22 protein-coding genes and 1 tRNA gene are annotated in these 22465 nt (G+C 68.0%); 13 read left to right on the top strand and 10 right to left on the bottom strand.

From position 1 onward, the window contains the following. From NE2_RS02570 to NE2_RS02540, 7 genes are all read right to left on the bottom strand, one after another. Nucleotides 1-300, bottom strand: coding sequence for an MTH1187 family thiamine-binding protein (locus NE2_RS02570; RefSeq protein WP_036505153.1), 300 nt, complete (start codon nt 298-300; stop codon nt 1-3). Between the two features lie 5 nt (nt 301-305). After that, nucleotides 306-782 carry a pyridoxamine 5'-phosphate oxidase family protein gene (locus NE2_RS02565; protein ID WP_030515243.1) on the bottom strand — a complete coding sequence of 159 codons (477 nt, stop codon included), beginning with the start codon at nt 780-782 and terminating at the stop codon, nt 306-308. Nucleotides 783-915: 133 nt separating this feature from the next. Further along, the gene (locus NE2_RS02560) at nt 916-2310 is read right to left on the bottom strand and encodes an MATE family efflux transporter (protein WP_063023533.1); all 1395 of its coding nucleotides are present in this window, start codon (nt 2308-2310) and stop codon (nt 916-918) included. 28 nt (nt 2311-2338) lie between these two features. After that, on the bottom strand, nt 2339-3385 hold the full coding sequence (locus tag NE2_RS02555) for a PLP-dependent cysteine synthase family protein (RefSeq protein WP_063023531.1): 1047 nt from the start codon (nt 3383-3385) through the stop codon (nt 2339-2341). A 35-nt stretch (nt 3386-3420) separates the two neighbouring features. After that, nucleotides 3421-4797, bottom strand: a complete 1377-nt coding sequence (locus tag NE2_RS02550) for a type III PLP-dependent enzyme domain-containing protein (protein ID WP_218018548.1) — start codon at nt 4795-4797, stop codon at nt 3421-3423. Between the two features lie 187 nt (nt 4798-4984). Then, on the bottom strand, nt 4985-5974 hold the full coding sequence (locus NE2_RS02545) for an ornithine cyclodeaminase family protein (RefSeq protein WP_174553901.1): 990 nt from the start codon (nt 5972-5974) through the stop codon (nt 4985-4987). A 25-nt stretch (nt 5975-5999) separates the two neighbouring features. Beyond that, nucleotides 6000-7097 (bottom strand): TauD/TfdA family dioxygenase, encoded by a 1098-nt coding sequence (locus NE2_RS02540; protein WP_063023529.1) that lies wholly within the window; start codon nt 7095-7097, stop codon nt 6000-6002. A 224-nt stretch (nt 7098-7321) separates the two neighbouring features. Here NE2_RS02540 and NE2_RS02535 point away from each other — a divergent pair, with 224 nt between their 5' ends. The 7 genes from NE2_RS02535 (at nt 7322) to NE2_RS02505 (ending at nt 13583) form a co-directional block, all read left to right on the top strand. After that, nucleotides 7322-8059, top strand: a complete 738-nt coding sequence (locus NE2_RS02535; RefSeq protein WP_373862208.1) for a lytic transglycosylase domain-containing protein — start codon at nt 7322-7324, stop codon at nt 8057-8059. A gap of 221 nt (nt 8060-8280) precedes the next feature. Next, nucleotides 8281-9570, top strand: a complete 1290-nt coding sequence (gene eno, locus NE2_RS02530) for a phosphopyruvate hydratase (protein ID WP_063009361.1) — start codon at nt 8281-8283, stop codon at nt 9568-9570. 126 nt (nt 9571-9696) lie between these two features. Further along, nucleotides 9697-10344 carry an FtsB family cell division protein gene (locus tag NE2_RS02525; RefSeq protein ID WP_084493740.1) on the top strand — a complete coding sequence of 216 codons (648 nt, stop codon included), beginning with the start codon at nt 9697-9699 and terminating at the stop codon, nt 10342-10344. Then, on the top strand, nt 10341-10934 hold the full coding sequence (locus NE2_RS02520; RefSeq protein WP_084493707.1) for a DUF501 domain-containing protein: 594 nt from the start codon (nt 10341-10343) through the stop codon (nt 10932-10934). Before NE2_RS02525 ends, NE2_RS02520 begins: the two co-directional genes overlap by 4 nt. Continuing rightward, nucleotides 10927-11874 carry a Ppx/GppA phosphatase family protein gene (locus tag NE2_RS02515; protein ID WP_063023527.1) on the top strand — a complete coding sequence of 316 codons (948 nt, stop codon included), beginning with the start codon at nt 10927-10929 and terminating at the stop codon, nt 11872-11874. The genes NE2_RS02520 and NE2_RS02515 overlap by 8 nt, the downstream gene beginning before the upstream one ends. A gap of 103 nt (nt 11875-11977) precedes the next feature. Continuing rightward, nucleotides 11978-13453, top strand: coding sequence for a peptide MFS transporter (locus NE2_RS02510; RefSeq protein ID WP_063023525.1), 1476 nt, complete (start codon nt 11978-11980; stop codon nt 13451-13453). 56 nt (nt 13454-13509) lie between these two features. Further along, nucleotides 13510-13583 (top strand) — tRNA-Leu (locus tag NE2_RS02505). A 55-nt stretch (nt 13584-13638) separates the two neighbouring features. On the opposite strand, the gene NE2_RS02500 is transcribed toward NE2_RS02505, so the two are convergent. After that, nucleotides 13639-14058 carry a hypothetical protein gene (locus NE2_RS02500; RefSeq protein ID WP_228817181.1) on the bottom strand — a complete coding sequence of 140 codons (420 nt, stop codon included), beginning with the start codon at nt 14056-14058 and terminating at the stop codon, nt 13639-13641. A 625-nt stretch (nt 14059-14683) separates the two neighbouring features. Between NE2_RS02500 and NE2_RS02490 the strand changes: the two genes are divergently transcribed. The 3 genes from NE2_RS02490 (at nt 14684) to NE2_RS36165 (ending at nt 17018) form a co-directional block, all read left to right on the top strand. Then, a complete protein-coding gene (locus NE2_RS02490) occupies nt 14684-15352 on the top strand; it encodes a TetR/AcrR family transcriptional regulator (protein ID WP_228817183.1) in 669 nt (222 codons plus the stop codon). Beyond that, the gene (locus NE2_RS02485) at nt 15349-15852 is read left to right on the top strand and encodes a DUF5994 family protein (protein ID WP_063023519.1); all 504 of its coding nucleotides are present in this window, start codon (nt 15349-15351) and stop codon (nt 15850-15852) included. Before NE2_RS02490 ends, NE2_RS02485 begins: the two co-directional genes overlap by 4 nt. Nucleotides 15853-16595: 743 nt before the next feature. Beyond that, nucleotides 16596-17018, top strand: coding sequence for an endonuclease domain-containing protein (locus NE2_RS36165; protein WP_167356693.1), 423 nt, complete (start codon nt 16596-16598; stop codon nt 17016-17018). Between the two features lie 167 nt (nt 17019-17185). On the opposite strand, the gene NE2_RS02475 is transcribed toward NE2_RS36165, so the two are convergent. Next, complete coding sequence (locus tag NE2_RS02475; protein WP_063023515.1) at nt 17186-17761, bottom strand: hypothetical protein; 576 nt, start codon at nt 17759-17761, stop codon at nt 17186-17188. Nucleotides 17762-18054: 293 nt separating this feature from the next. Here NE2_RS02475 and NE2_RS02470 point away from each other — a divergent pair, with 293 nt between their 5' ends. Beyond that, on the top strand, nt 18055-18822 hold the full coding sequence (locus NE2_RS02470) for an alpha/beta fold hydrolase (protein ID WP_233429631.1): 768 nt from the start codon (nt 18055-18057) through the stop codon (nt 18820-18822). Nucleotides 18823-19063: 241 nt separating this feature from the next. Further along, nucleotides 19064-19444: a DoxX family protein gene (locus NE2_RS02465; protein WP_063023511.1), complete on the top strand. Its 381-nt coding sequence runs from the start codon at nt 19064-19066 to the stop codon at nt 19442-19444. Between the two features lie 334 nt (nt 19445-19778). On the opposite strand, the gene NE2_RS02460 is transcribed toward NE2_RS02465, so the two are convergent. Continuing rightward, on the bottom strand, nt 19779-20996 hold the full coding sequence (locus NE2_RS02460) for an acyl-CoA dehydrogenase family protein (RefSeq protein ID WP_063023510.1): 1218 nt from the start codon (nt 20994-20996) through the stop codon (nt 19779-19781). Between the two features lie 226 nt (nt 20997-21222). Here NE2_RS02460 and NE2_RS02455 point away from each other — a divergent pair, with 226 nt between their 5' ends. Then, nucleotides 21223-22440 (top strand): cytochrome P450 family protein, encoded by a 1218-nt coding sequence (locus NE2_RS02455; protein WP_084493705.1) that lies wholly within the window; start codon nt 21223-21225, stop codon nt 22438-22440. The last annotated feature ends 25 nt before the right edge of the window (nt 22441-22465 follow it).

Here is a 22465-nt window from a genome sequence, read left to right as displayed (position 1 = left end):
TCAGGAGCCTTCCGCGAGATAGCGTTCGACGGTCTCGACCTTCGAGGTCAACGCGCCGGTGACTCCAGGACGAATATCGGCCTTGATCACCAGGCTGCAGCGCGGCGCGACCGCGAGGACGGCGTCGGAGGCCTGCTTGATGACCCCCATCACCTCGTCCCATTCCCCCTCGAGCGTGGTGAACATGGCGTTGGTTTCGTTCGGCAGCCCGCTGGCGCGGACGATGCGGACGGCTTCGGCTACGGCGCGGCCCACATCGGCGCCGGTGCCGAGCGGGGTGACCGAGAAGGCGGCGATCATGGGCGTCAATTCTTCGCGTCGACCATCTGCTGCAGGGTGGCGACACGCGAGCGGAGGTATTCGAGTTCCGGTTCGTCGAGAACCGTGCGCTGGATGCCCGCCTCGACCTCGAACGCGCCCTGGCGGTGGTCGTCGATCACCTCGACATCGATGGCGACGGCCACATAGTCCTCGGCGCCGGGCATCGGATCGGCGATCACCCGCGCGCGACCGCGGGCGCACAGTGCCACATTGCCGCCGCCGAGGATCAGCAGCGCGACGTCGGGACGTTTGCGCAGCCGGGCCAGCGACCCACGATCGAACTTGAGGCTCAACAGGATTCGCCGATCGTCGGCGCGCACCGGCCAGCTCACGGGAATCGCGTGCGGCGACGGATCGGTGGTCACCAGGACGGCGATGGTGTCCAGCGGCCAGGTGGGCAGGATGTCCAGTTCGGGATGCTCGGTCGCGGGCTGCTGACGTTCTCCGGCACTGGCTACCATCTCGTCACCTCACGGTCGGCTCACGCGGCGGCATCGGCCGCGACTGGCACCCCAGTGTAAACCGTTGTGCCGCTTACTTGCTGGGGTGCGAGCCGCCGAGGTGAACCGCACTGGTGGTAGGGGTGCGTACGGATCAGTTGAGGCTGTCGGCCAATTGGCGGGGTTCGGCGACCTCGCGGTGATGCAGCAGCGAGAAGTATCGCCGCAGCATCAGTACGGCCGTCGCGGCCAGGCCCGCGGTCAGCCCCCACCACACGCCGCTCGCGCCCAGGCCCAGTGGGAAGGCGAGCAGCAATGCGGTCGGCAGTCCGACGATCCAATAACCCACCAGCGACAACCGGAATCCGGCCCGGGTGTCCTCGAGCCCGCGCAGCAGGCCGTTGCCGATGTTCTGCGCGGCGTCGAAGAACTGCAGGACGACGGCGATCAGCAGCAGGCTGTGCGCGAGCTCGACGGAGGCGCCGTCGCGGCCGGTGAGGAACGGACGCAGCACCAGATCGGGCGCCGCGACGTACAGGACGCCGACCACGGCGGCCACCACGGCCGCCTGCCGCAACACCAGCCCGGCCAGGTTCTGGGCGCGGCGGAACTCGTCGCGGGCCACGGCCCGGCTGACCAGGATCGAGACCCCGTGCGAGAGTCCCACCGCGACCTGGAACACGATGTAGACGAGCTGATACACCACGTTGTGCGCGGCCAGCGCCGCCGGGCCGAGCGTGCCCATCGCGAGGGCCAGCACCGAGAACATGCCGGCCTCGGAGCCGTAGGTGAGGGCGATCGGCGCGCCGAGCCGCAGTTCCGCGGTGACCGTTCGCCGGCGTACCGGCCACATCCGCATCGGCAGCGTCGGCCCCAGCGCGGCGTCGCGGCGCACCATCACCCAGAACACCGCGAAGGTGACGAGGAAGACGACCGAGGACGCCACGCCGACGCCGGTCAGTCCCAGGGCGGGCAGTCCGGCCCAGCCGTGGATCAGCGCCAGCGCGACCACCGCGTTCAAGGCCACCGAGCCGAGCGTCACCACCAGCAGTGCCTGTGGCTTTTGCATGCCGACGGTGTACTGGCGCAACACCTGGAACCACAGGCAGGGCAGCAGGCCGGGGGCGAGCGCCACCATCATCGGCCGGGCCGCGGCCAGCACCGCCTCGGCCTGGCCGAGCCACTGCAGCGACCAGCCCAGGCCGACCAGGATGAGACCGCCGAGCAACCCCGCCGCGGTCGCGATGAGGAAGCTCGATCGGACCACATCGCGGATCTCGGGCTCGGGGTCGCGGTGCTGCTTCTCGGCCCGGCTCACCACGGTTGCCACCTGATTGCCACTGGCGGTGATCAACCCGACGCACATGGTGCGGATCTGGTTGAACAACACCAGCGCCAGCCCGCCGGCCGCCACCTGGTCGACGCCGAGGCTGCCCATCAACGCGATATTGGTGGTCGAGATCGCGACCTGGGCCAGTTGGGTCAGCGCGATGGGCGTCGCGAGTGCCGTCAGCCGGCGTCCGTCGCCGCGGGGTGTGGCGGCGGTCATGCCCGAACCTCCCGGGCATCGCCCGGATTCATCGAGCCCCCACGAGATTTCGTGCTTCGGAGGCGGCCGGGGCTCCGGGGGCGTAGCGGTCCAGCAGTTCGGTGACCGCGTGCTCGGCGGTGCGATCGAGCAGATCGCGATCGCTCATCCATTCGTCGTCGAAGACCGTGTCGAGGTACTTCTCGCCGCCGTCGCAGACGATGGTGACGATCGTCGAACCCGGTTCGAATTCCTCGAGCCGTTGCAGTGCCACGTACACCGAGCCGCCCGCCGATCCGCCGATGAGCAGACCGGAACGCTGCGCGACCGCGCGGGCGGTGGCGAAGGCGTCCACGTCCGAGACGGTGACTCCCTCGTCCAGCAGCGAATAGTCCACGGCCGTCCCGACGGTCGCGCCGGGCGGGGTGCCGGTGCCGGACTGCCAGTACGGTCCGCCCGGCCCGCCGAAGGCGATCGATCCGACCGGTTCCACCCCGATCACCCGCGCGGGATGGCCCAGGTCGCGCAGCCGCCGCGCGGTGCCGAACAGCGATCCGCCGGTGCCGACCGCGGACAGCAGGATGTCGACATGTTCGAGATCGGCCAGCAACTCCTCGGCGACGGCGTAGTAGCCGACCGGATTGGCCTCGTTGTTGTGCTGTTCGGTGAAGTAGGCGTCCGGCCGTGCGGCCGCCATCGCCTCGGCCAGGTCCTCCCGGGCGGAGGTGGCCAGGCTGTCGTCGCCCTCGGCGGCGACGTAGACGAGATCGGCACCCATGGCTCGCATCGCGCGCAGTTTGTCCTTACAGGCGTGGTGGTCCACGACGGCGGTGAATCGATAGCCGCGTTCGGCCGCGACCACCGCCAGTCCCAGTCCGGTATTCCCGGATGTCGACTCGATAATATGTCCGCCATCTCTCAGCAAACCCCGTCGTTCGGCATCGAGCACCATTTCGCGGGCCATCCGGATCTTCGCCGCGCCGGTCGGATTGCACTGTTCGAGCTTCAGTAGCAACCGGGTGCCGCCGTCGGTGACGGCCAACTCGAACAGGGGAGTGTTTCCGATCAGGTCCGTCACGCGCGTGACGATGGGCATGCGAGTCTCCTCGGGAGTGTGGTGGGGAAACGGGGCTATCGTTCGAGCGCCCAGCGCAGCCCCGGCGGCTGCGCGGGATCCGCGTCCGGGCTGCTCGACAGCAGCACCTTCGGCGGGATGGGGAGATCGTGGAACGACGATTCGTTCGAATCCATCTGATATCCGGCGGTATTCGGGTAGACGAGCAGATCGCCGACCACGGCCGGACGCGGCAGCGGAATGCGCCGCCAGCTCAGCATGTCCGATTCCAGGCAGGTCGCGGCGCCGACGCAGGCCGGAGTTACCGCACCCGGCCGCATCGGCCACAGCACCGGGTCGGGCAGATATTCGCTGTCGAACCATTGCTCGGACAGGCTCAGGCTGGTGCCGTCGACGGTGAGCAGCTGGTAGGGAATCGACTGTGCCGTGCGAGTTTTGACGCCCTGAACGCGGAACACGGTGCTGCCTGCGCGGTCCAGCAGTGCGCGCCCCGGCTCGACGGCGAGCCGAATGGCATGGGCGCGCAGAACTTTCGCCAGATCGCCGTGGTCGAGTACGGCCGCCAGCGCGGCCGATCCGGCGGGGCGCTGATGGTAGGGGTAATACGAATCGAACGTCTTGTCCGCGTGGAACCAGTGCGGACCGTGTGCCTCGGTGAAGGCGCGCCAGGCCGTGTCCGGCAGGTACTCGACGCCGAATCCGCCGCCGAGGGAAATGGTGGTGGCCGGATGTCCGAGGGCGCGGGCGTGCCGGCATCGGTCGACCAGCGCGGCCGCCAATTCCGCACGGGCGATCGGGTCGTAGCCGGAGAGGTGAAAGCTGAACCCCTCCACCCGGATCGGGGCTGGATCGCTGCGGTGCAGCACCGTGTCGAGCTCGAGGTCGGTCATGCCGAATCGGCTGGTCGAATCCGGCGGGAGTACCCGCAGCAGCACGCGGGCGGTGGCGCCGAGGTCGGTGAGCCGGGCGAGTTCGCCGGGGTCGTCGACGGCGATCAGGGCGCCGTGCCGGGTGGCCAGCCACAGCAGCTCATCGGATTTGGCCGGTCCGGTCACCACCAGATCATGACCCCGGATGCCGTTCGCCAGAGCCGAACTCAGCTCGCCGACGCTGGCGACATCGACGCCGGCGCCGTGTTCGGCGCACACCCGCACCACGGCTCCGGACTTGTTCGCCTTCTTGCCGTAGTAGATCGCGCCGTCCACCCCGTGGCGCCGGAACTGCTCGCGGAAGCCGTCGATATTTACACCCACTCGCTCCGGGTACAGCACGTGGAACGGGCCGCCGATCGCGTAGGCGATGTCGTCGAGCAGATGGGCGTCGGCCAGCAGTCGGCGCTCCCACTCGTCCCGGTGAGCGGGGAGGGGCGGCGCCGTGATCGAAGTAGAGGTCAACGTATCGTTGGGCGCCTGCGTACTCCGGCTCGCGGTCACCGCGTCGTCTCCGAGGCCGACGACCGCTTCGAGTCACCGAAAGTTGTTCGCGCAGGGGGCATACCCCATGGGCGCGCTCGCCGCGGTGTCGCCGGTCGGCCCGCACGTGGTGTAGCGGGCGGCTGGATCGTCGTCCGGTTCGCGGTCGGCCGGGACGAACGCGTAGCGCCAGGGGAGTGCGTCCCGGTCAGTCCCACAGCGGCACCTCCGTGCCTCGGCCCTCGGCGATGGCGCGTTCGGCCAGCGCGTGCGCGACGGCGATATCGGTGAGGACCAGGCCGCTGTTGTAGACGAACAGACGTTCGTCGGCACTGGTGCGCGCGGTCGCGCGGCGGCCCAGAATAGCGGGCAGTTCGGCGTCGACCGAGCGCAGCCGCCCGTCCGGTCCCGCCATGTCGGTGCCGGTCAGCGCCATCTGTTCGGCGCTGGTGGCCACCACGCGGTCGGCGTCGGTGAGCGTCGACGGCGCCAGTCCGTAACCGACCAGCACGGCCACCGAACCCGGTGCCAGATCATCGGATTCGAGGGCGACCTGCGTCCCGGGCCCGGCGGTCGCGAGCACCACATCGGCCGTCGCCGCCGCGCCGCGCGGATCGTCGACCACATCGAGATCCAGGTGCGGCGCGTGCGCGCGCAGGTGGGTGCCCACCGCTTCCAGCCCCTCGGGATGGGTGCCGTACACCATCAGCCGGTTCAACTGCGGATTCGCGGCGAGCAAGTGCGGCAGGGCGTTTCGGCCCTGGGTGCCGGTGCCGATCAGCAGCACGCTGCGCGCACCCGGCCGCACCGTCTCGCGAACCAGCAGCGCCGACACCGCCGGTGTGCGCAACGCGCCGACCCGCGCGCAGTCCATCATCGCGATCGGGGTGCCGGTCGCGTCGTCGTAGAGGGTGATGGTGGTGTAGTAGCGCTTGGTGCTGCGGTCGTGGCTCGGATCGAATTTGTACGAGGTCTTCATCGCGACCACCCGGCGGCGGCCGTCGCGCCCGAGCATCGCGTACGCCACCGACCAGCCGTCCGGATGCGCCACACTGAGCTTGCGCGGGTTGTCCGAATCACCCTGTGCCAGGGCCAGATAGGCGTCCTCGACGGCGCGCACCACCTCGTTGGGCGCGATCGGGACATCGGCGAGATCGCTGCGGCTGAGTACGCGCAACGGGGTGGGGCGGCTGCTCACTGCGTTCCTCGGTTCACTGGTCGGTTCATCGGGGCGAGATATTCGGTGCCGCACAGAGATTCGGCGCGAACGGCCGCACCGTTCGCTGTCCGTATCCGCTTTCGCCGGACTCGGCCGGTGCGCGGCGGCGTGCCAGCCGGATGTTGACCCGCTTGAGCCAGCGGTCGGTCCCGTCGTATCGGGGCGTGAACGGAACCCGGCCGTGCACGACGACATCATTGTCCATCAGCAGCAACTCCCCCGGCTCCAACACCGCACGGTGACAGACTCGTTCCAATTCGGTGCCGAGATGGGCGTAGGCGCAACGGTATTCGGCCCCCGCGTCGTCGAGCGGGGTGTAGGCGGGGTCGTAGCGCAGGGTCGGTCCGCCGTCACCGGCGGCGACGGTGGCCACGGGGGCGGGGCGGTGCTCGCCGAAATCCTCGCCGTAGGAGACGTCGGGCAGGATCGGCAGTGTCGGTTCGGCGAGCAGCCGACGCCCGTCCGCATCCAGATTCACCTGGCGGACCGAGGAGATGGTGGTACCCACCCGATCGGGATTGCGCAGACAGCCGAGCAACAGCAGATGTGCGCGCTCGGGGTGGAAAGCGTCCTCGGTGTGCGGGCTCAGGAGCGTGGTGCTGCTGGCGCCGGACTGTTCGTGTTCGTGGCCGGGTGTGGGCAGGATGTTGTTGACCAGCCGCCCACCCTGCTGGCCCTGCCAGCCGAAGGGTTCGCCGGCGCAGCGGGCGAGCAGCAACAGGGCGATATCCAGGCGAAACGACTCCGGGCACGCCGGTTCGGCGGCATGGGTCCAGTCGGGCGGCGTCGGGCCGAGCTCGTCGTCACGCACCGGCAGGCGACTGATGATCGCCGCACCGGCGGGGGTGTCGGGCGGTCGCAGGGCGGTGCGCACCGCGGCCGGAAGTTCGGCGGCGCGGGCGTCCACGAGCCGGATCAGTGCCGGATCGGAGAGGGTGCGGCGGATCGGCGCGGAACCACCGGGTGTGCGGTGGAGTGTGATCGCGATCTCTTCGGCCGAACAGAACACGGCCGCCGCGGCTTCGGGGGCGAGCGTACGGCGGTCGATCGGTTCGGTTTCTTCGTGTTGGGGTGTCTTACGTTCGCGGAGAACGTTTTTCACCAGGAGTTCCCTTCCTCGCAATGGGGATGAAGCAGGTGGTGAAGACTCGGAATGCGAAGTTAGTCGCTCCGTTGATCTTAAGCAAGGCTTACCTAAAGTGCGCCATTGAACATAGCGTTTCGATATGAGCGGCGGCGGGGAGAGGTAGCTGATCGTATGCCGGGCCGGGTCGAGTGCGCCGTCACGGTGCGTGCCATCCGCGCGCGAATCTGGATGATGGAAACGTGCGTTCGACCATCCCCGGATTCCGGCCCCTCGCGTTCGCCGCCGCCGCGGCGGTCGCGCTGCTGTCCGGATGTGCGGGAACCGACAACCTGCCCCCGATTCCGGACGGAATTCCGCCCGGTGCGGGCGCCCCGGTTCCGCCGATCGACCTCGATGCGCCCGGTCGCAGTGCCGAACAGTTGCGTGGCTGGGCGCAAGCACAGTCGGACGCGCTCGGCATCCCCACGGTCGCGCTCGAGGCGTACGGATACGCGGCCGAGGTCATGGCTCGTTCGCGTCCCGACTGCGGAATCGGCTGGACCACGATCGCGGGCATCGCGCGGGTGGAGAGCAAGCACGGCCGCCACGGCGGTTCCGAGCTGGATGCCGACGGCGAGGTCCGCCCGCCGATCCGCGGCATCCCCTTGGACGGATCACCCGGTGTCGCAAGGATTCTCGACGACGCGGCCACCGCACGCGCCGGCGCCCCGGTCTACGTGCGCGCCGAGGGGCCGTTCCAATTCCTGCCCGAAACCTGGCAGCACTGGGGTGTGGACGCCAACGGGGACGGCCGCGCGGATCCGGACAGCATCGATGACGCCTCGCTGACCGCCGCGCGCTACCTGTGCGCCAGCGGCGGCGATCTCCGCACCGCGGAGGGCTGGCAGAAGGCGGTGCTGACCTACAACCAGTCCGCTACCTATATGGCGACCGTGCGGACGAAGGCGGCGGCATACAGCGTCGGCCGCCGCGCTTGAGCGCCGCGCGCCGGCCTGACGCTGGTGCGGCGCGGACCTTCGAACCCGGCGGCTACTCCTTGCATGCGTGAACGACCGGGACCGCGTGCCCACCGGTGTCGTGCGGTCCGGGCCGTACCCATTAGGCTCGCAAGCGCACGGGCCCGCCGTGCGACCTGCTCATGGACGGCGGTGGGCAGGGCCCCTGAATTGATTGCCAGCAGCCGAAGGAGTGTCGTTTCGTGGCCATCATCGAACAGGTCGGAGCTCGCGAGATCCTGGATTCACGCGGTAACCCCACCGTCGAGGTCGAGATCGCTCTCGACGACGGCACGCTGACCCGCGCGGCGGTGCCGTCCGGTGCCTCCACCGGCGAGCACGAGGCCGTGGAGCTGCGCGACGGCGGCGACCGCTACGGCGGCAAGGGTGTCCGCAAGGCCGTCGAGGGCGTGCTGGACGAGATCGCACCGGCCGTGATCGGCCTGGACGCGGTCGAGCAGCGCACCGTCGACCAGGTGCTGCTTGATCTGGACGGCACCCCGGACAAGTCCCGCCTGGGCGCCAACGCCCTGCTGGGTGTATCGCTGGCGGTGGCCCGCGCGGCCGCCGAATCCTCGGGCCTGGAACTGTTCCGCTACCTGGGCGGGCCGAACGCGCATGTGCTGCCGGTGCCCATGATGAACATCCTCAACGGTGGCGCCCACGCCGACACCAGTGTCGACGTGCAGGAATTCATGATCGCCCCGATCGGCGCGCCCACCTTCCGTGAGGCGCTGCGCTGGGGTGCGGAGGTCTACCACGCCCTCAAGGCCGAGCTGAAGTCCAAGGGCCTGTCCACCGGGCTCGGCGACGAGGGCGGTTTCGCCCCGGATCTGGCCGGCGGCACCCGCGAGGCGCTGGACCTGATCGCCTCGGCGATCGGCAAGGCCGGCTACAACCTCGGCAGCGATGTCGCGCTGGCTCTCGATGTGGCCGCGACCGAGTTCTACACCGCCGGAACGGGCTACAAGTTCGAGGGCACCGAGCGCACCGCAGAGCAGATGGCCGAGTTCTACAACGACCTGCTGGGCGCGTACCCGCTGGTCTCGATCGAGGACCCGCTGTCGGAGGACGACTGGGACGGCTGGGTCGCGCTGACCGACCTGATCGGCGACAAGATCCAGCTCGTCGGTGACGACCTGTTCGTCACCAACCCGGAGCGGCTCGAGGACGGCATCGCCAAGGGCGCCGCCAACGCGCTGCTGGTGAAGGTCAACCAGATCGGCACCCTCACCGAGACGCTGGACGCGGTCGAGCTGGCCCACCGCAACGGCTACAAGTCCATGATGAGCCACCGCTCGGGCGAGACCGAGGACACCACCATCGCCGATCTGGCGGTCGCGGTCGGCAGCGGTCAGATCAAGACCGGTGCTCCCGCCCGCAGCGAACGCGTCGCCAAGTACAACCAGCTGCTGCGCATCGAGGACGCGCTCGGTGATTCGGCTCGCTACGCCGGTGACGTCGCATTCCCCCGGTTCGTCTTCGAGGGGTAGTAGCCTCGACAACGGGTGTGGCGTGCGGGGCCGGTCGATACCGCGGCCGGTCACCGCGCGAAACCGTTGCGCTGTGCGGTCGAATCGCAGCGCCGCTATGGAGGCAGGCGATTTCGAGGTGTGGGGATGACGGAGCGACGGGCGCGCGGCACCAGTCCGGCAGGACGCGGTGACCGCCGCTCGACGCGCTCGCCCCGCCCCGAACGAGCCGCGAACGGCTCCACGCGCACGTCCGCCGGCAAACGGGCCGCGCAACGACGTTCCGCCGGCGCGAAATCCGAACCGCGCACCACGCGCGCGAAGTCGAAGAAGTCCGAGGATCGCCACGATCACCGGATTCTGGGGCTGTCCACCGGGCGCGCGGTCATCTTGGCGGCGGTGCTGTGCGCGCTCGCGCTGACCCTCGCCGTGCCGATGCGCACCTATTTCAGCCAGCGTTCGGAATCGGTGCAATTGGCCGAACAGCGCCGCGATCTGGAAAACGATCTGACCCGGTTGCGCGACCGCCGCGCGCAACAGCAAGACCCCGCCTACATCCGCTCCGAGGCGCGCGACCGGCTGCGGCTGGTGATGCCCGGCGACACCGCCTACATCGTGCAGGTGCCCGGTATCGAGCAGCCCGCGGTGCCGGTGCCGACGAGCCAGGCGCGCCGCCCCGATCCCTGGTACACCCAGCTGTGGCGCAGTATGTCCGAGCCGCAGTCCACCACCGAGGCGCCGCCACCGCCACCACCCCCGCCGCCACCACCCCCGCCCGAAGGAGAACCCCGTTGACCGACCCCGCTACGCCCGAGCCCTCGTCCGGCGAGGCGCGTGCCGAGCGGGGTGCGCCCGCCGCGGCGGATCTCGAGATCGTGGCCCGCCAGCTCGGCCGGGAGCCACGCGGGGTGCTCGCGATCGCCTATCGCACGCCCGACGGCCAACCGGCGGTCGTGAAGACCGCGCCGCGCCTGCCCGACGGCACCCCGTTCCCCACGCTCTACTACCTCACCGATCCGCGCCTGACCGCCGAGGCGAGCCGGCAGGAGGCCGCCGGGCTGATGCGCGGGATGACCGAGCGCCTGGCCGCCGACCCGGAACTGGCCGCCGCCTACCGCGTCGCGCACGAGAGCTACCTGTCCGAACGCGACGAAATCGAGTCGCTGGGAACGGATTTCAGCGGCGGTGGGATGCCCGAGCGGGTCAAATGCCTGCACGTGCTGATCGCGCACGCACTGGCCAAGGGCCCGGGGCTGAATCCGCTCGGCGACGAGGCGGTCGCGCTCGCGGCCGATACCGGACTGCGCGGCACGGCGATTCCGCAGGACTGGCCGAAATACGAGCAGTATCAACCGAATACCGATGCGGGAGACAGCGATGAGTGACCGGGTTGCCGCCGTCGACTGCGGCACCAATTCCATCCGGCTCCTGATCGCCGATGTCGGCGCGGACGGCCACCTCACCGACGTGCACCGCGAAATGCGGATCGTGCGACTCGGCAAGGGTGTCGACGCCACGGGGGAACTGAATCCGGAGGCGATCGAACGCACCCGCGTCGCCCTGCACGATTATGTCGACCGCATGGTCGACGCCGGGGTGAGCCGGGTGCGCATGGTCGCCACCAGCGCCACCCGCGACGCGCGCAATCGCGACGATTTCTTCACCATGACCGGGGTGGAACTGGGCCGCGCCGTGCCGGGCGCCCAGGCCGAGGTGATCACCGGCGACGAGGAGGCGCGGCTCTCGTTCGCGGGCGCGGTCGGCGAATTGTCCAGTGCGGAAGGGCCGTTCGTGGTCGTCGATCTCGGTGGCGGGTCCACCGAGGTGGTGCTCGGCGACAGTTCCGGCGTGCAGGAGGCCTACTCGGCCGACATCGGCTGTGTGCGGATCACCGAACGCTGCCTGCACGGTAATCCGCCGACCGGCGAGGAGGTCGCTTCCGCGCGATTCATCGCCTCACAGCAGCTGGCCCAGGCCTTCGGCGTGGTTCCGGTCGAACGCGCCCGCACCTGGGTCGGTGTGGCCGGCACCATGACCACGATCGCCGCGGTCGCGCTGGACCTGCCCGAATACGATTCGGATCGGGTGCATCTGACCCGTCTCACGTTCGATCAGCTCCGCGCGGTCTGTCACCGCCTGATCGGGATGAACCACGACGAACGCGCCGCTCTCGGTCCCATGCATCCGGGCCGAGTCGACGTGATCGGCGGCGGTGCGGTGATTACCGAGGTGCTGGCCGACGAGCTGGCGCGCCGGGCGGGGATCTCCGAGCTGATCGTGAGCGAGCACGACATCCTCGACGGGATCGCGCTGTCGATCGCCTGAGGGGGCGGCGCGGGGGCAGCACCGCTGAGGGGCGGTCCGCGACATCCCGCGTGATCGGCGTTTTGGGCGAGCGGCGTCCCCCGTTGCTGGACAATTGCGTCTCATGAGCAGGGTGGAACCCGTCCCGGGAGAGCAGGCGTCGCCGGAGACACGCACGATATTCGGCCATCCCATCGGGCTGGTCAATTTGTTCGGAGTGGAGCTGTGGGAACGGTTTTCGTTCTACGGCATGCTCACCATCCTCGGGTACTACCTGTACTACTCGCTGACCGAGGGCGGGCTGGGGCTGGAGAAATCCACCGCGACGGGCATCGTCGGCGCGTACGGCGGGCTGGTGTATCTGTCGACCGTGCTCGGCGGCTGGCTGGCCGACCGGGTGCTCGGGATGGAGCGGACCGTCTTCTACGGCGGCGTGGTCGTGATGGCCGGGCATATCGCGCTGGCGGTGCTGCCGGGATTGACCGGGGTGGGTGTGGGGTTGGTGCTCGTCGCGCTCGGTTCCGGGGCGTTGAAGGCCAACGCGTCCTCACTGCTGGGCACGCTCTACGAGAAGGGTGACCCGCGTGCCGACGGCGGTTTCACGCTGTTCTATCTCGGCGTGAATCTGGGCGCGTTCGTCGGCCCGCTGATCACCGGGCTGCTGCAGACCCACCTCGGATTCCATTACGGATTCGGGGCGGCGGCGGTCGGCATGGCGCTCGGACTCACCCAGTACGTGATCTTCCGGCGCAATCTGGGTACCCACGGGCGGGAAGTGCCGAACCCGTTGCCGCGCAGCCAGATCGGGAAGGTGATCGCCTTCGTGCTGGTCCTCGGGGTGGTGGTCGCCATCGCGATGTGGACCGGGCTGGTCCGGTTGTCGAATCTGTCGTGGGTAACCACCGGCGTGATCGCGGCGGTATCGATACTCTATTTCGGATTGATGTTGACCAGTCCGAAAGTGGTTGCGGTGGAACGAGTCCGAGTGCGGGCCTTCATACCGCTGTTCATCGCCAACGCGGTGTTCTGGTCGCTGTTCCAGCAGATCTTCACGGTGCTGGCCGTCTACTCCGACGAGCGGATGAACTGGACGCTGTTCGGCTGGACCGCACCGGCGAGCTGGATCGGCTCGGAGGAACCGATCTGGGTCATCGTGCTGTCGCCCTTGTTCGCGCTGATGTGGACCCGCCTGGGCACCAGAGCCCCCACCACGCCCCGAAAGTTCGCCTACGGCGTGATGGGGATGGGCGCATCGTTCCTCCTGTTCGTCCCCCTGGCCGGCTTCGAGGACAAAACCGTTCCCGCCCTGCTCGTCTTCGTGATCCTGGCCGGCTTCGCCGTCTCCGAACTGCTGCTGTCCCCGATCGGCCTCGCGGTTACCACTCAGCTCGCCCCCGAGGCCTTCCGAGCCCAGATGATGGCCCTTTACTTCTTCTCCGTCGGCATCGGCACCTCGATGTCCGGCGTCCTGTCCGAGTTCTACGACACCAGCCACGAAGTCGCCTACTTCGGCATCACCGGCCTGGTCGCGATCGCAGTGGGAATCGTCGTTTACTTCCTAGCCCCGCAGGTCAGCCGCTTGATGGAAGGCGTGCACTGAGCAAATCCCCGGACAATTCCGAGACGGACGTACGACTTAGGTACGCTATCCCAGCCGCCCCCGTAGCCCAATTGGCAGAGGCAGCGGACTTAAAATCCGCACAGTGTCGGTTCGAATCCGACCGGGGGCACCGAGAAGGTGCAGGTGGATAGGGTTCGTGGCCTGCGAATCGGGTGCGGCGGCGGTCAGTGAACCGCCGGGCGGCGTCCGAACATCCTTCCCATACCGCGCCGGGGGGCCGAGGTCCGGTGGCCGGGGGCGCGTTGCTCGGTGACCTCGGCGGGTTCGGTTGTCGCGCTGGTTGTGCCGGTGTGGCTGTAGTAAACGGGTGTTTCCGGCCGGGTGGAATGGAGTTCGTCGCGGGCGGCGCGTCCGCGACGGGCGGTGCGGCGGGCGCCGGCGAGTAGCAGGCCCAGTCCGGCGAGCGCGACGGCGCCGACGACCATGCCGTAGAGGAACAGCACGCCGGTGGATCCGGTGACGTGATAGCCGAATGCCGCGAAGTCGTCGGTCAGGACATGGCCGTTGCCGCTGTTGGCGAATACTCCTACGACACCGATGATTACGGCGGCGACCAGAACGACGAGTCCGAAGATGACGATCATGACGATTCCTCGAATCGGTTGGTTTGCCCGGTGGTGTGCGGTTGTTCGAGCCGATCACGCCAACTGGGGTGGGTGCGGATATGTCTCGAGCCACCGGCGTTTTCGTTCAGATCGCGGCTGATCGCCGTATCTTCGCGCCGTGCGGGGTTCGGTCGGCGATCCGAATGATGTGCATTGCAGCGCCGCCGATCGACGACGGCCGTAACGACCGCTCCGATCGCTATACCGGCGAGCAGGGGCAGGACGATGATCATCGCTTCGCGCTGCGGATGCTGTTGTCGTGCCGCGTCATTCGACGCTCCTGTCTCGGCCGCAGTGGGCCGATTCTGCGAATCAGTCGACGATGTGTCCTCAGCGCGGTCACATGCGTTGTATCGCTGACTCTTTCGTTCCACTGGCGGTATGTTCCGGGGCGTGGTGCGCAGTCCGTGTCGTCGTCCAGGGGATCATCGACCGTCATCGCCGGCGATGGCGTGCCCATCGAACGGCCGAAGTCGGTCGGTCGACTCCAGCCTAGACCCTTCTACAACGTCAGTCTACGGCGTAGACTTACAGCGTAGGGGGGGTCCGATGAAAGCCGGCGAATCCGATGAACGACCCGCGAGCAGGCCCCTCCGAGCGCCCGATGACCCGCGCCACGATCCTGGCCGCCGCCCTCGAGATCGTCGACCGCGACAGCGCCGGCCGGCTTTCGATGCGCCGCCTCGGCCAGGCTCTCGACCGTGATCCGATGGTGCTGTACCGCCACACCGCCTCCAAAGCGGCACTCCTCGACGGCGTCACCGAGGTCGTGCTCGACCAACTGGTCGTCGACACCGACGATCCCGACTGGCGGCACCAAATCCGCGCTGTCGCACGTGATTTCCGGCGCTTGGCCGTGGCGCACCCCAACGTGGTACCGCTTTTGGTCACCAGGCCGCTGGTGACCCCCTTCGGGCTGCGCCCCCTGGGCAGTCTCCGGCCCCTGGAACATATTCTGGAGCTGCTCGCCCGAGCCGAATTCAGTGGTGCGGACGCCTTGCGTATCTCTCGCGCCCTGTTCGGATTTCTCTACGGTCACCTGCTGGACGAGTTCCAGGAGCTCATCGAGAAGCCCGGCGAAGCCACCGACCTGCTGCGGATCGGGCTGCAACGCCTACCGCCTGCCGAGTTCCCGCGGCTTCGCGGCGTCGCCTCGGACCTGGCCTCCTACGACGGTGGCACCGAGCTCGAACGGGGCCTCGACATTCTGCTCACCGGCCTCGCGGCCATTGCACCGGTCGCGCCGCGACCGAGATCGGAGAATCGACAATGATGCTGCAATCCACCTCGACCCAGCCGCCGCGCCGCCCACCGCTGCGCCTGCGATACACGATCGACGCAGACGAATCCCGCGGCCTGGACGGGGCATGGTGGCCGTACGGGGACGATCTCGTAGCCGAACTTCCGGCTCTGCTGGCGACGTTCGAACCCGGATTCGGCGCGATCTATCGCATGGTCTACTGCCTCGGCGAATGGTCCAACGCGCCGAAGGCGTTCAATACCGCGGAGCATCGAGTGCGGCTCGACGGCTATCGGCACCGCACGGCGCATACGATCGGCTTGCTGGGAAGCGGGGGTCGGGCCATCGCGTTGCTGATCGTCCCGCCCCGCACGAACGGCGAACTCGCCCGCGCCGCCATGAGCGCGGCCGCAGACCCGACCTGCACCGCGACCGTCGCCGACCTCGTGGCGATGACCGCACGTAGCGGTGACGCGGAAACCGATGTCCGCGAGCAGCGCTGGGAATCCGAGGGAGGCGCCGGAAGGTACTGAGGTCGTGACGGACGCGCGTCGGCGCGGCCCCTCCAGGTCTTCACTCATTGCCGCTGTCCCCCTCGGCTATTCAGGCAGCTCCGGAACCAGCTGCCCGGCCACCTCTGTGAGTTTTCCGCAAGGGTCTGCGATGGGGAGTGTCGTTGCCGGGCCAACCGAGCAATGTGATCTGCACGATCCCTTGCTTGTTCGGAAAAATGATGTCGCACTTCAGATCTCGCGTGGTGCCATTGACTCGGAACTGTTGACCGCTTCGACCGGCGACGGTCACGGGCGCGAAATCTGTGTTTTCGGGTTGGCCTTGTCTAGATATCGCCGCACTGATTCCCCTGGATCGCCGGCCGGACACAGATCGGTCCGAGCTATATGACGCACACCGCCGCCAGGCGGTTCCCCCACCGGATGAGCGAGGAGACGAACGGCCTGATCGAGGTCCCGTCTGTGAGCGATTGCGGCCGGCGCAGCGGCCCGCTGTTCCCAGCTTGCGGCGAGGTCGGCGAGCTTGTGAGGCGGTGTTGAGTCATCGCACCGCGGCGTGGCTGTGGGATATGTTGCCGGAACCCGAATCGGTCGAAGCGACTGTGCCCCGGGGCCGGTATCGAGCTACACCCGCGTGGCTTCGGTTGAGCCGCCGCGAATTACGATCCGATTCGATCGATGAGGTCTGGGGGCTACCCGTAACCACCCGGGCTCGCACGTTGCTCGATTGTGTGCCGATCCTGCCGGACGCCGAGGCGGGCCGCATGGTCGACAATCATGCCCGCGCGGTGGCACCCGCGTTGTCGGGCCTGACCACCGGCCAGTACGGCTCGCCGCATTTGCGCGCGCAATTGCGTTGCGCCGCATTCGATGCCGCCTCGGAGCCGGAACGGTTGTTCGCTCGCGCGCTGGCACGGCGCGGTCTTCATCTGCTGCCGAATCAGCCGATCGGACAGTACGTCGGTGACCTCGTCGATGAACGGTCGCGAACGATCATCGAGATCGACGGTCGTGAATTCCACAGTGATTCCCTGACGTTCCGTCGCGATCGGCGGCGTCAGAACGCGCTGTTGGACGCCGGGTGGTTCGTGTTGCGATATGCCGCCGCCGATGTGAACAGGTACCTCGATGCATGCGTCGAGGAGGCCGCGCAGGTGATTCGACGCAGACGCAGAAGCCGCAGATAGGAGCGTCCACCGCACTACGCCTGCGGCTCGTTGGTGCGCCGGAACGCGCTGACGATCCGCGGCGCCGTGCAAGATCTCTGCGTCCGCACCCGAGCGCGCGACTCCCCACGTATCCGGGGTGTCGGCTGCGGATACGTGGGCGAGGGTGTGGCCGCTGTCGCGGACGATCATCCGGCGACAAGCGAAGTCGAACGTCCCTTCCAGGCCAGCAGTCCGGCCTGGACGATGAAGAACACGCCTCCGCCCGTCGCGTATACCGACAGTACGTCCAGCCTCGGTGCCTCACCGAGGGATTGGCCGATGTAGAACAGTCCGACCAGGAACGACAAGCCGCCGGCGATGAGCATCGGCCACTGTTTGCCCAGCTCGGCGCCGCGACGGTACAGGCCGACGGCGACCTGGGCCGCACCGGACAGGACCGCCCATGCGCCGAAGGTGGCGAGGGTTGCGGCGGCGCCGCCGGTGATGGCGGCGGTCCCGGCCGCGACGGCGGCCAGCGTGCTCAGGGTGGCATTGAAGGCGGTGACGCGGCGTTCGGGGCCGGCGTCGGTCGCCTTGTAGTCGATCAGCGAGGAAACGGCGTCGAGCAACGGATAGGCGACCAGGAGGCCGACGGCGAGGGCGTCGAGGGTTTCGTGTGCTGTGGCGAAGACGGCCGCCCATGCGACGGCGAGTACGCCGCGGCCGAGGTACAGCCGAATCAGGGCGGCGCGTTCGGTTTTCGTGACGGCAAGGGTGCTCATCGGATTCTCCTCAGTTGGGAACGAACAGAACTTCACTGTCGTCCGAGGATCCGGTCGCGACATCCGTCGCATGACGCTGATGACGACGTAATCGCTCGCGTCGGCTCCGATTACGTCGCCGGCAGCGTCATATGACGGATGCCTGGCGACGGGCGCGCCTCGCACAGTGGATCCCGTATCCGCACCACTTGTTCGAAGGGCGAAATCACATGGTCGTAGTCGGACGTGGCCGCACGCGGCGGCGCGTTGTCCGGACGGTTTCGGCAGTCGCGGCGGTTGCCGTCGCGGGGAGCGTGGCCGTCGCCTGTGCTGCCGAAACGACATCCCAGGCCGGTCCCGGCGAGGATGCGCCGAAGCCGACGATCGTGCTGGAGCACGGCGCGTTCGCGGACGCGTCCAGTTGGGGCGGTGTCATCGAGAAGTTGCGCAGTGACCATTATCCGGTTGTCGCCGCGGCGAATCCGCTGCGCGGGCCCGCCGCGGACGCCACCGGTTTGCGTGGCTTGATCAGCCATATCAACGGGCCGGTGATCCTGGTCGGACACTCCTACGGTGGTTCGGTGATCAGCGCGGCGGGTGCCGGGAACGATCAGGTCAAGGGCCTGGTCTATGTGGCGGCGTTCCTGCCGGCGCCGGGGGAGACAGCACTCGGGCTGACGAATCAGTTCCCGGGCTCCACTTTGCCGGGCACAGTGAATCCGGTGCCGGTCACGAACAACGACGGCAGCCCCGGCACCGACCTCTACATCCAGCAGGACAAGTTCCGCGACCAGTTCGCCGCCGACGTCGCCCCGGACCGCGCCGCCCTGATGGCGGCGACGCAGCGGCCGATCGCACAGTCCGCGCTCGAGGAGAAGGCCACGGTCGCCGCATGGACCGAGAAGCCCAGCTGGGATGTGATCACGACCGCGGACAAGAACATCCCGGTCGCGGCGCAGCGGTTCATGGCCGAACGCGCCCACGCCCACGTCACCGAGATAGCCGCATCGCATTCCGTCGCGGTCTCGCACCCCGATGTGGTGGCCGGGGTGATCGAACAGGCTGCTCGCGACTCTCATTGAGCGACGGTTCGACCAGGCAGCCGGGAGCCGTCTCGGCTGCCTGGACCCGAACCCGCTTCTCGCCGGAGTCGCTGAAGATCGGCCCGGCGAGCCTGATCATGGCCCCTAGGACCACTGCGGGTCTCCCGCGATGCGCAGCGCAGAACACCCGGCCGCTCGGGTCCGGATCCACTCTATCGCATATCGTACGAGAACGATATAATTGGGAAATCATATTAGTTCTCGACCGAGCGAGGCTCCGATGTTCGTCGCCTATCTGACCGTCATGCTCGTCACCATCGCCGCCAACACCTTCTCCGGGGTCGCCGCCGTCACCAGATTCGCCCCGGTCATGGCTACGTTGGCGCCCGCGATGGAGACCGCCGGAATCCCGCAGTCGTGGCTCACCTTCCCGATCGGAACCTTGAAACTCGCCGGTGCGGCCGGGCTGCTGCTGGGTGTGCTCGGGGTGCCGTACGTAGGTACGGCCGCCGCGATCGGCCTGGTGCTCTACTTCGTCTGCGCGGCCTATACCCACATCCGCGTCGCCGACTATGCGCAGACCTTCTATCTGGCCGCGGGACTGTTCCTGCCCCTGGCCGTCGCCTGCCTGGTGTTGCAGCTCGCGGACCAGCGCATCTGACGCGGAGGGCCGGCCCACGCGGACCGGACCCGTGGCCCGCCGGCGAACTGATCGTGCAAACCGCGCCCGATCGGGCGGTTTTCGGGCTGTTGCAGAATGTGCCGAAGGCTCGATAGTGACGTCACATCAGGTGACCAAACGACCTTCCTCGGGACGCGATATTGCCTCTGCCGCCCAGCTGGACCTGTGACCCAAGTCATGGCGGAAACCCGCTCGCATTCTGCAACAGCCCGTTTTCTCGCATTCTCGCCGAGGTTTGCACGAAAAGTCCTGCGCCGAAGCCGGGCGCTACCGATCCCAGGCCCCTGCCGGTGGTGCGGCAGGGGCCCGCGGGTCACGCGTTCAACAGGCCCTTCGCGATGTGTGTGACCTGGATTTCGTTGCTGCCGGCGTAGATCATCAGCGACTTCGCGTCGCGGGCAAGCTGTTCCACCTTGTACTCGGACATGTAGCCGTTGCCGCCGAACAGCTGGACGGCCTCCATGGCGACCTCGGTGGCGGCGCGGGAGGAGTAGAGCTTCATGGCGGACGCTTCGGCGAGGGAGACGGATTCGCCGGCGGCGGTGCGTTCGATGGCGTTGAAGACCATGTTCTGCACGTTGATCCGGGCCACTTCGATTTCGGCGAGCTTGAGCTGGATGAGCTGGAAGTGGCCGATCTCCTTACCCCACAGCGTGCGCGATTTCGCGTAATCGACACAGAGCCGGTGACATTCGTTGATGATGCCCAGCGCCAGGGAGGCGATGCCGATGCGTTCGGCCGCGAAGGATTCCTTGGCGCTGTCCTTGCCGTCGCCCTTGGCGGGGTTCTCGGTTTCGCCGAGCAGGCGGTCGGGGGTCAGGCGGACGTTGTCGAAGACCAATTCGCCGGTGGGGGACGAATTCATGCCCATCTTCTTGAACGGCGCGCTCTGCACGAAACCGGGCATGCCCTTGTCGAGGACGAACGTCAGCACCTTGCGGTCGCGGCGATCGGTGCCGTCCTCCTCGTCGAGTTTGGCGTAGACGACGGTCACGTCGGCGTACGGACCGTTGGTGATGAAGGTCTTGCGGCCGTTGAGGATGTAGTCCTCGCCGTCGCGGCGAACGTAGGACTTCATACCGCCGAATGCGTCGGAGCCGGAATCGGGTTCGGTGATCGCCCAGGCGCCGACCTTCTCGAACGTCACCAGCTCCGGCAGCCAGCGCTTCTTCTGCGCGAGGGTGCCGCGGCTGCGAATGGTGCCGACGGCCAGGCCGAGGCTCACGCCCATCGACGCGACGAGGCCCAGGCTCACTCCGGCCAGCTCGCTGTTGAGGATGACGCCCATACTGCCGGATCCGCTGAAACCGCCGGACTTCCCCGGCATGCCGGCTTCCTCGCGGGCCAGCGATTTCGCCAGCCCCTCGCGCGCCATCTCGTCGAGGCCGAAGGTGGCATACAGCTTGCGGATGATGTCGAACGGCGGCAATGCCCCGCTCTCGAGCCGGTCGACATGCGGTTCGATCTCCTTCTTGATGAAGCCGCGCACGGCGTCGCGAAGCATCAGATCTTCGTCGGACCACTTGTACATGTCGTCAACTCCCGAGTATCGCCGGAACGGTCGCCTCGAATATAGAACACGTTCTAATTCGGAAGCGCCGCCGCGTCGTCGCGCGCGACCCGAGCCGAGGGAATCGACTCTCCCCACCAGTGGTGCTCGACCGGCTCCCGCGGCACCGCGATTCTGAGATGATCTCGCGGGCAACAGGTCTCATCCCTCGCGTGCGCAGGCACGTCGACAGTCGAAGGGTTCCGTGATGACGAACCGACCTGCTTTTCCCGATGCGAACGAACGTCCCCTCGATACCTGCCTCCGCCTACGCAAGACCGCTCCGGTGGTCGAAGTCGATTTCCCAGGCGGGGTTCCGGCCTACCTCGCGCTCTCCCACCGGGCGGTCGAGGAGATCCTCGCCGGCGACAACAAGACCTTCGCCCGGGATCCGAAACACTGGCCCGCCCTCTACGACGGCTCGATCCCCGAGGACTGGCCGTTCCGGGCGATCGTGCAGGGCGATCATCTGTCGACCAAGGACGGTGCGGACCATCGACGACTGCGTGGCCTGGTCGGGAAGGGTTTCACTCCGGCTCGGGTCCGGGATCTGGAGCCGCGGATCCAGGCGATCATCGACGGCCTGCTCGACGGTGTGGCGGCCGCGGGGGATACGGTCGATTTGGTGCCGGCGTTCTGCGACGCGCTGCCGATGGCGGTGATCAGCGAGCTGTTCGGCGTACCGGAATCGGAGCGGGCGCAGCTGCGGCAGTGGACGCTGACCTCACTGTCACAGGAGATTTCGGCCGAGGAGGCGTTCTCGACGCAGGTGGCGCTGCGCGGCTATCTCTACGAGTTGGTCGAGCGCAAACAGCGCGAGCCCGGTGACGATCTGACCTCCGATCTGGTCCGCGCGCGGGACGAGGGCGATCGGCTCACCACGGACGAACTGGTCGCCATTCTGTGGCTGATGTTGATCGCCGGCCACGAAACCACCGTCTACCTGCTCGGGAACGCGGTCGTCGCGCTGGGACGGCATCCCGACCAGCTGGCCCTGGTGAAGGCGGAGGATCGGTGGGCCGACGTCGTGGAGGAAACGCTGCGTTACCGGCACTCGGTGATGATGACGAGTTTCCGATTCACGCTGCAGGACGTGACGATCGACGGGGTTCCGATTCCGAAGGGGAACGCGGTCGGCGTCGTCTACCAAGCCACCGGAGTGGACACCGCGCAGCACGGCGAGACCGCCGACGAATTCGACATCACCCGCCCGCCGCGGCCGCACCTCGGATTCGGGCACGGACCGCGCTACTGCATCGGCGCACCGCTGGCCCGGCTGGAGGGCCGGCTCGGGCTGACGAGCCTGTACCGGCGGTTCCCGGACCTGACGCTCGCCGTGGATCCCGCCGAAATCCCTTATACGCCTTCGTTCTTCACCGTCGGGCCGGTGTCGATACCGGTTCGTCCCGGCGCCGATCGCGGCTGAACACGCCAACGCCCGCGAGACCGGT

The organism is Nocardia elegans NBRC 108235 (assembly GCF_001612845.1).
In the GTDB taxonomy this organism is placed as follows: Bacteria; Actinomycetota; Actinomycetes; order Mycobacteriales; family Mycobacteriaceae; genus Nocardia; species Nocardia nova.
This window is presented reverse-complemented; position numbering and strand designations above follow the sequence as displayed.

Bases quoted from the DNA above. Each gene is read 5' to 3' on its own strand.
- NE2_RS02570 (WP_036505153.1), bottom strand. From the start codon at position 300: ATGATCGCCGCCTTCTCGGTCACCCCGCTCGGCACCGGCGCCGATGTG.
- NE2_RS02565 (WP_030515243.1), bottom strand. From the start codon at position 782: ATGGTAGCCAGTGCCGGAGAACGTCAGCAGCCCGCGACCGAGCATCCC.
- NE2_RS02560 (WP_063023533.1), bottom strand. From the start codon at position 2,310: ATGACCGCCGCCACACCCCGCGGCGACGGACGCCGGCTGACGGCACTC.
- NE2_RS02555 (WP_063023531.1), bottom strand. From the start codon at position 3,385: ATGCCCATCGTCACGCGCGTGACGGACCTGATCGGAAACACTCCCCTG.
- NE2_RS02525 (WP_084493740.1), top strand. From the start codon at position 9,697: ATGACGGAGCGACGGGCGCGCGGCACCAGTCCGGCAGGACGCGGTGAC.
- NE2_RS02515 (WP_063023527.1), top strand. From the start codon at position 10,927: ATGAGTGACCGGGTTGCCGCCGTCGACTGCGGCACCAATTCCATCCGG.
- NE2_RS02510 (WP_063023525.1), top strand. From the start codon at position 11,978: ATGAGCAGGGTGGAACCCGTCCCGGGAGAGCAGGCGTCGCCGGAGACA.
- NE2_RS02500 (WP_228817181.1), bottom strand. From the start codon at position 14,058: ATGATCGTCATCTTCGGACTCGTCGTTCTGGTCGCCGCCGTAATCATC.
- NE2_RS02490 (WP_228817183.1), top strand. From the start codon at position 14,684: ATGACCCGCGCCACGATCCTGGCCGCCGCCCTCGAGATCGTCGACCGC.
- NE2_RS02485 (WP_063023519.1), top strand. From the start codon at position 15,349: ATGATGCTGCAATCCACCTCGACCCAGCCGCCGCGCCGCCCACCGCTG.
- NE2_RS36165 (WP_167356693.1), top strand. From the start codon at position 16,596: ATGGTCGACAATCATGCCCGCGCGGTGGCACCCGCGTTGTCGGGCCTG.
- NE2_RS02475 (WP_063023515.1), bottom strand. From the start codon at position 17,761: ATGAGCACCCTTGCCGTCACGAAAACCGAACGCGCCGCCCTGATTCGG.
- NE2_RS02465 (WP_063023511.1), top strand. From the start codon at position 19,064: ATGTTCGTCGCCTATCTGACCGTCATGCTCGTCACCATCGCCGCCAAC.
- NE2_RS02460 (WP_063023510.1), bottom strand. From the start codon at position 20,996: ATGTACAAGTGGTCCGACGAAGATCTGATGCTTCGCGACGCCGTGCGC.
- NE2_RS02455 (WP_084493705.1), top strand. From the start codon at position 21,223: ATGACGAACCGACCTGCTTTTCCCGATGCGAACGAACGTCCCCTCGAT.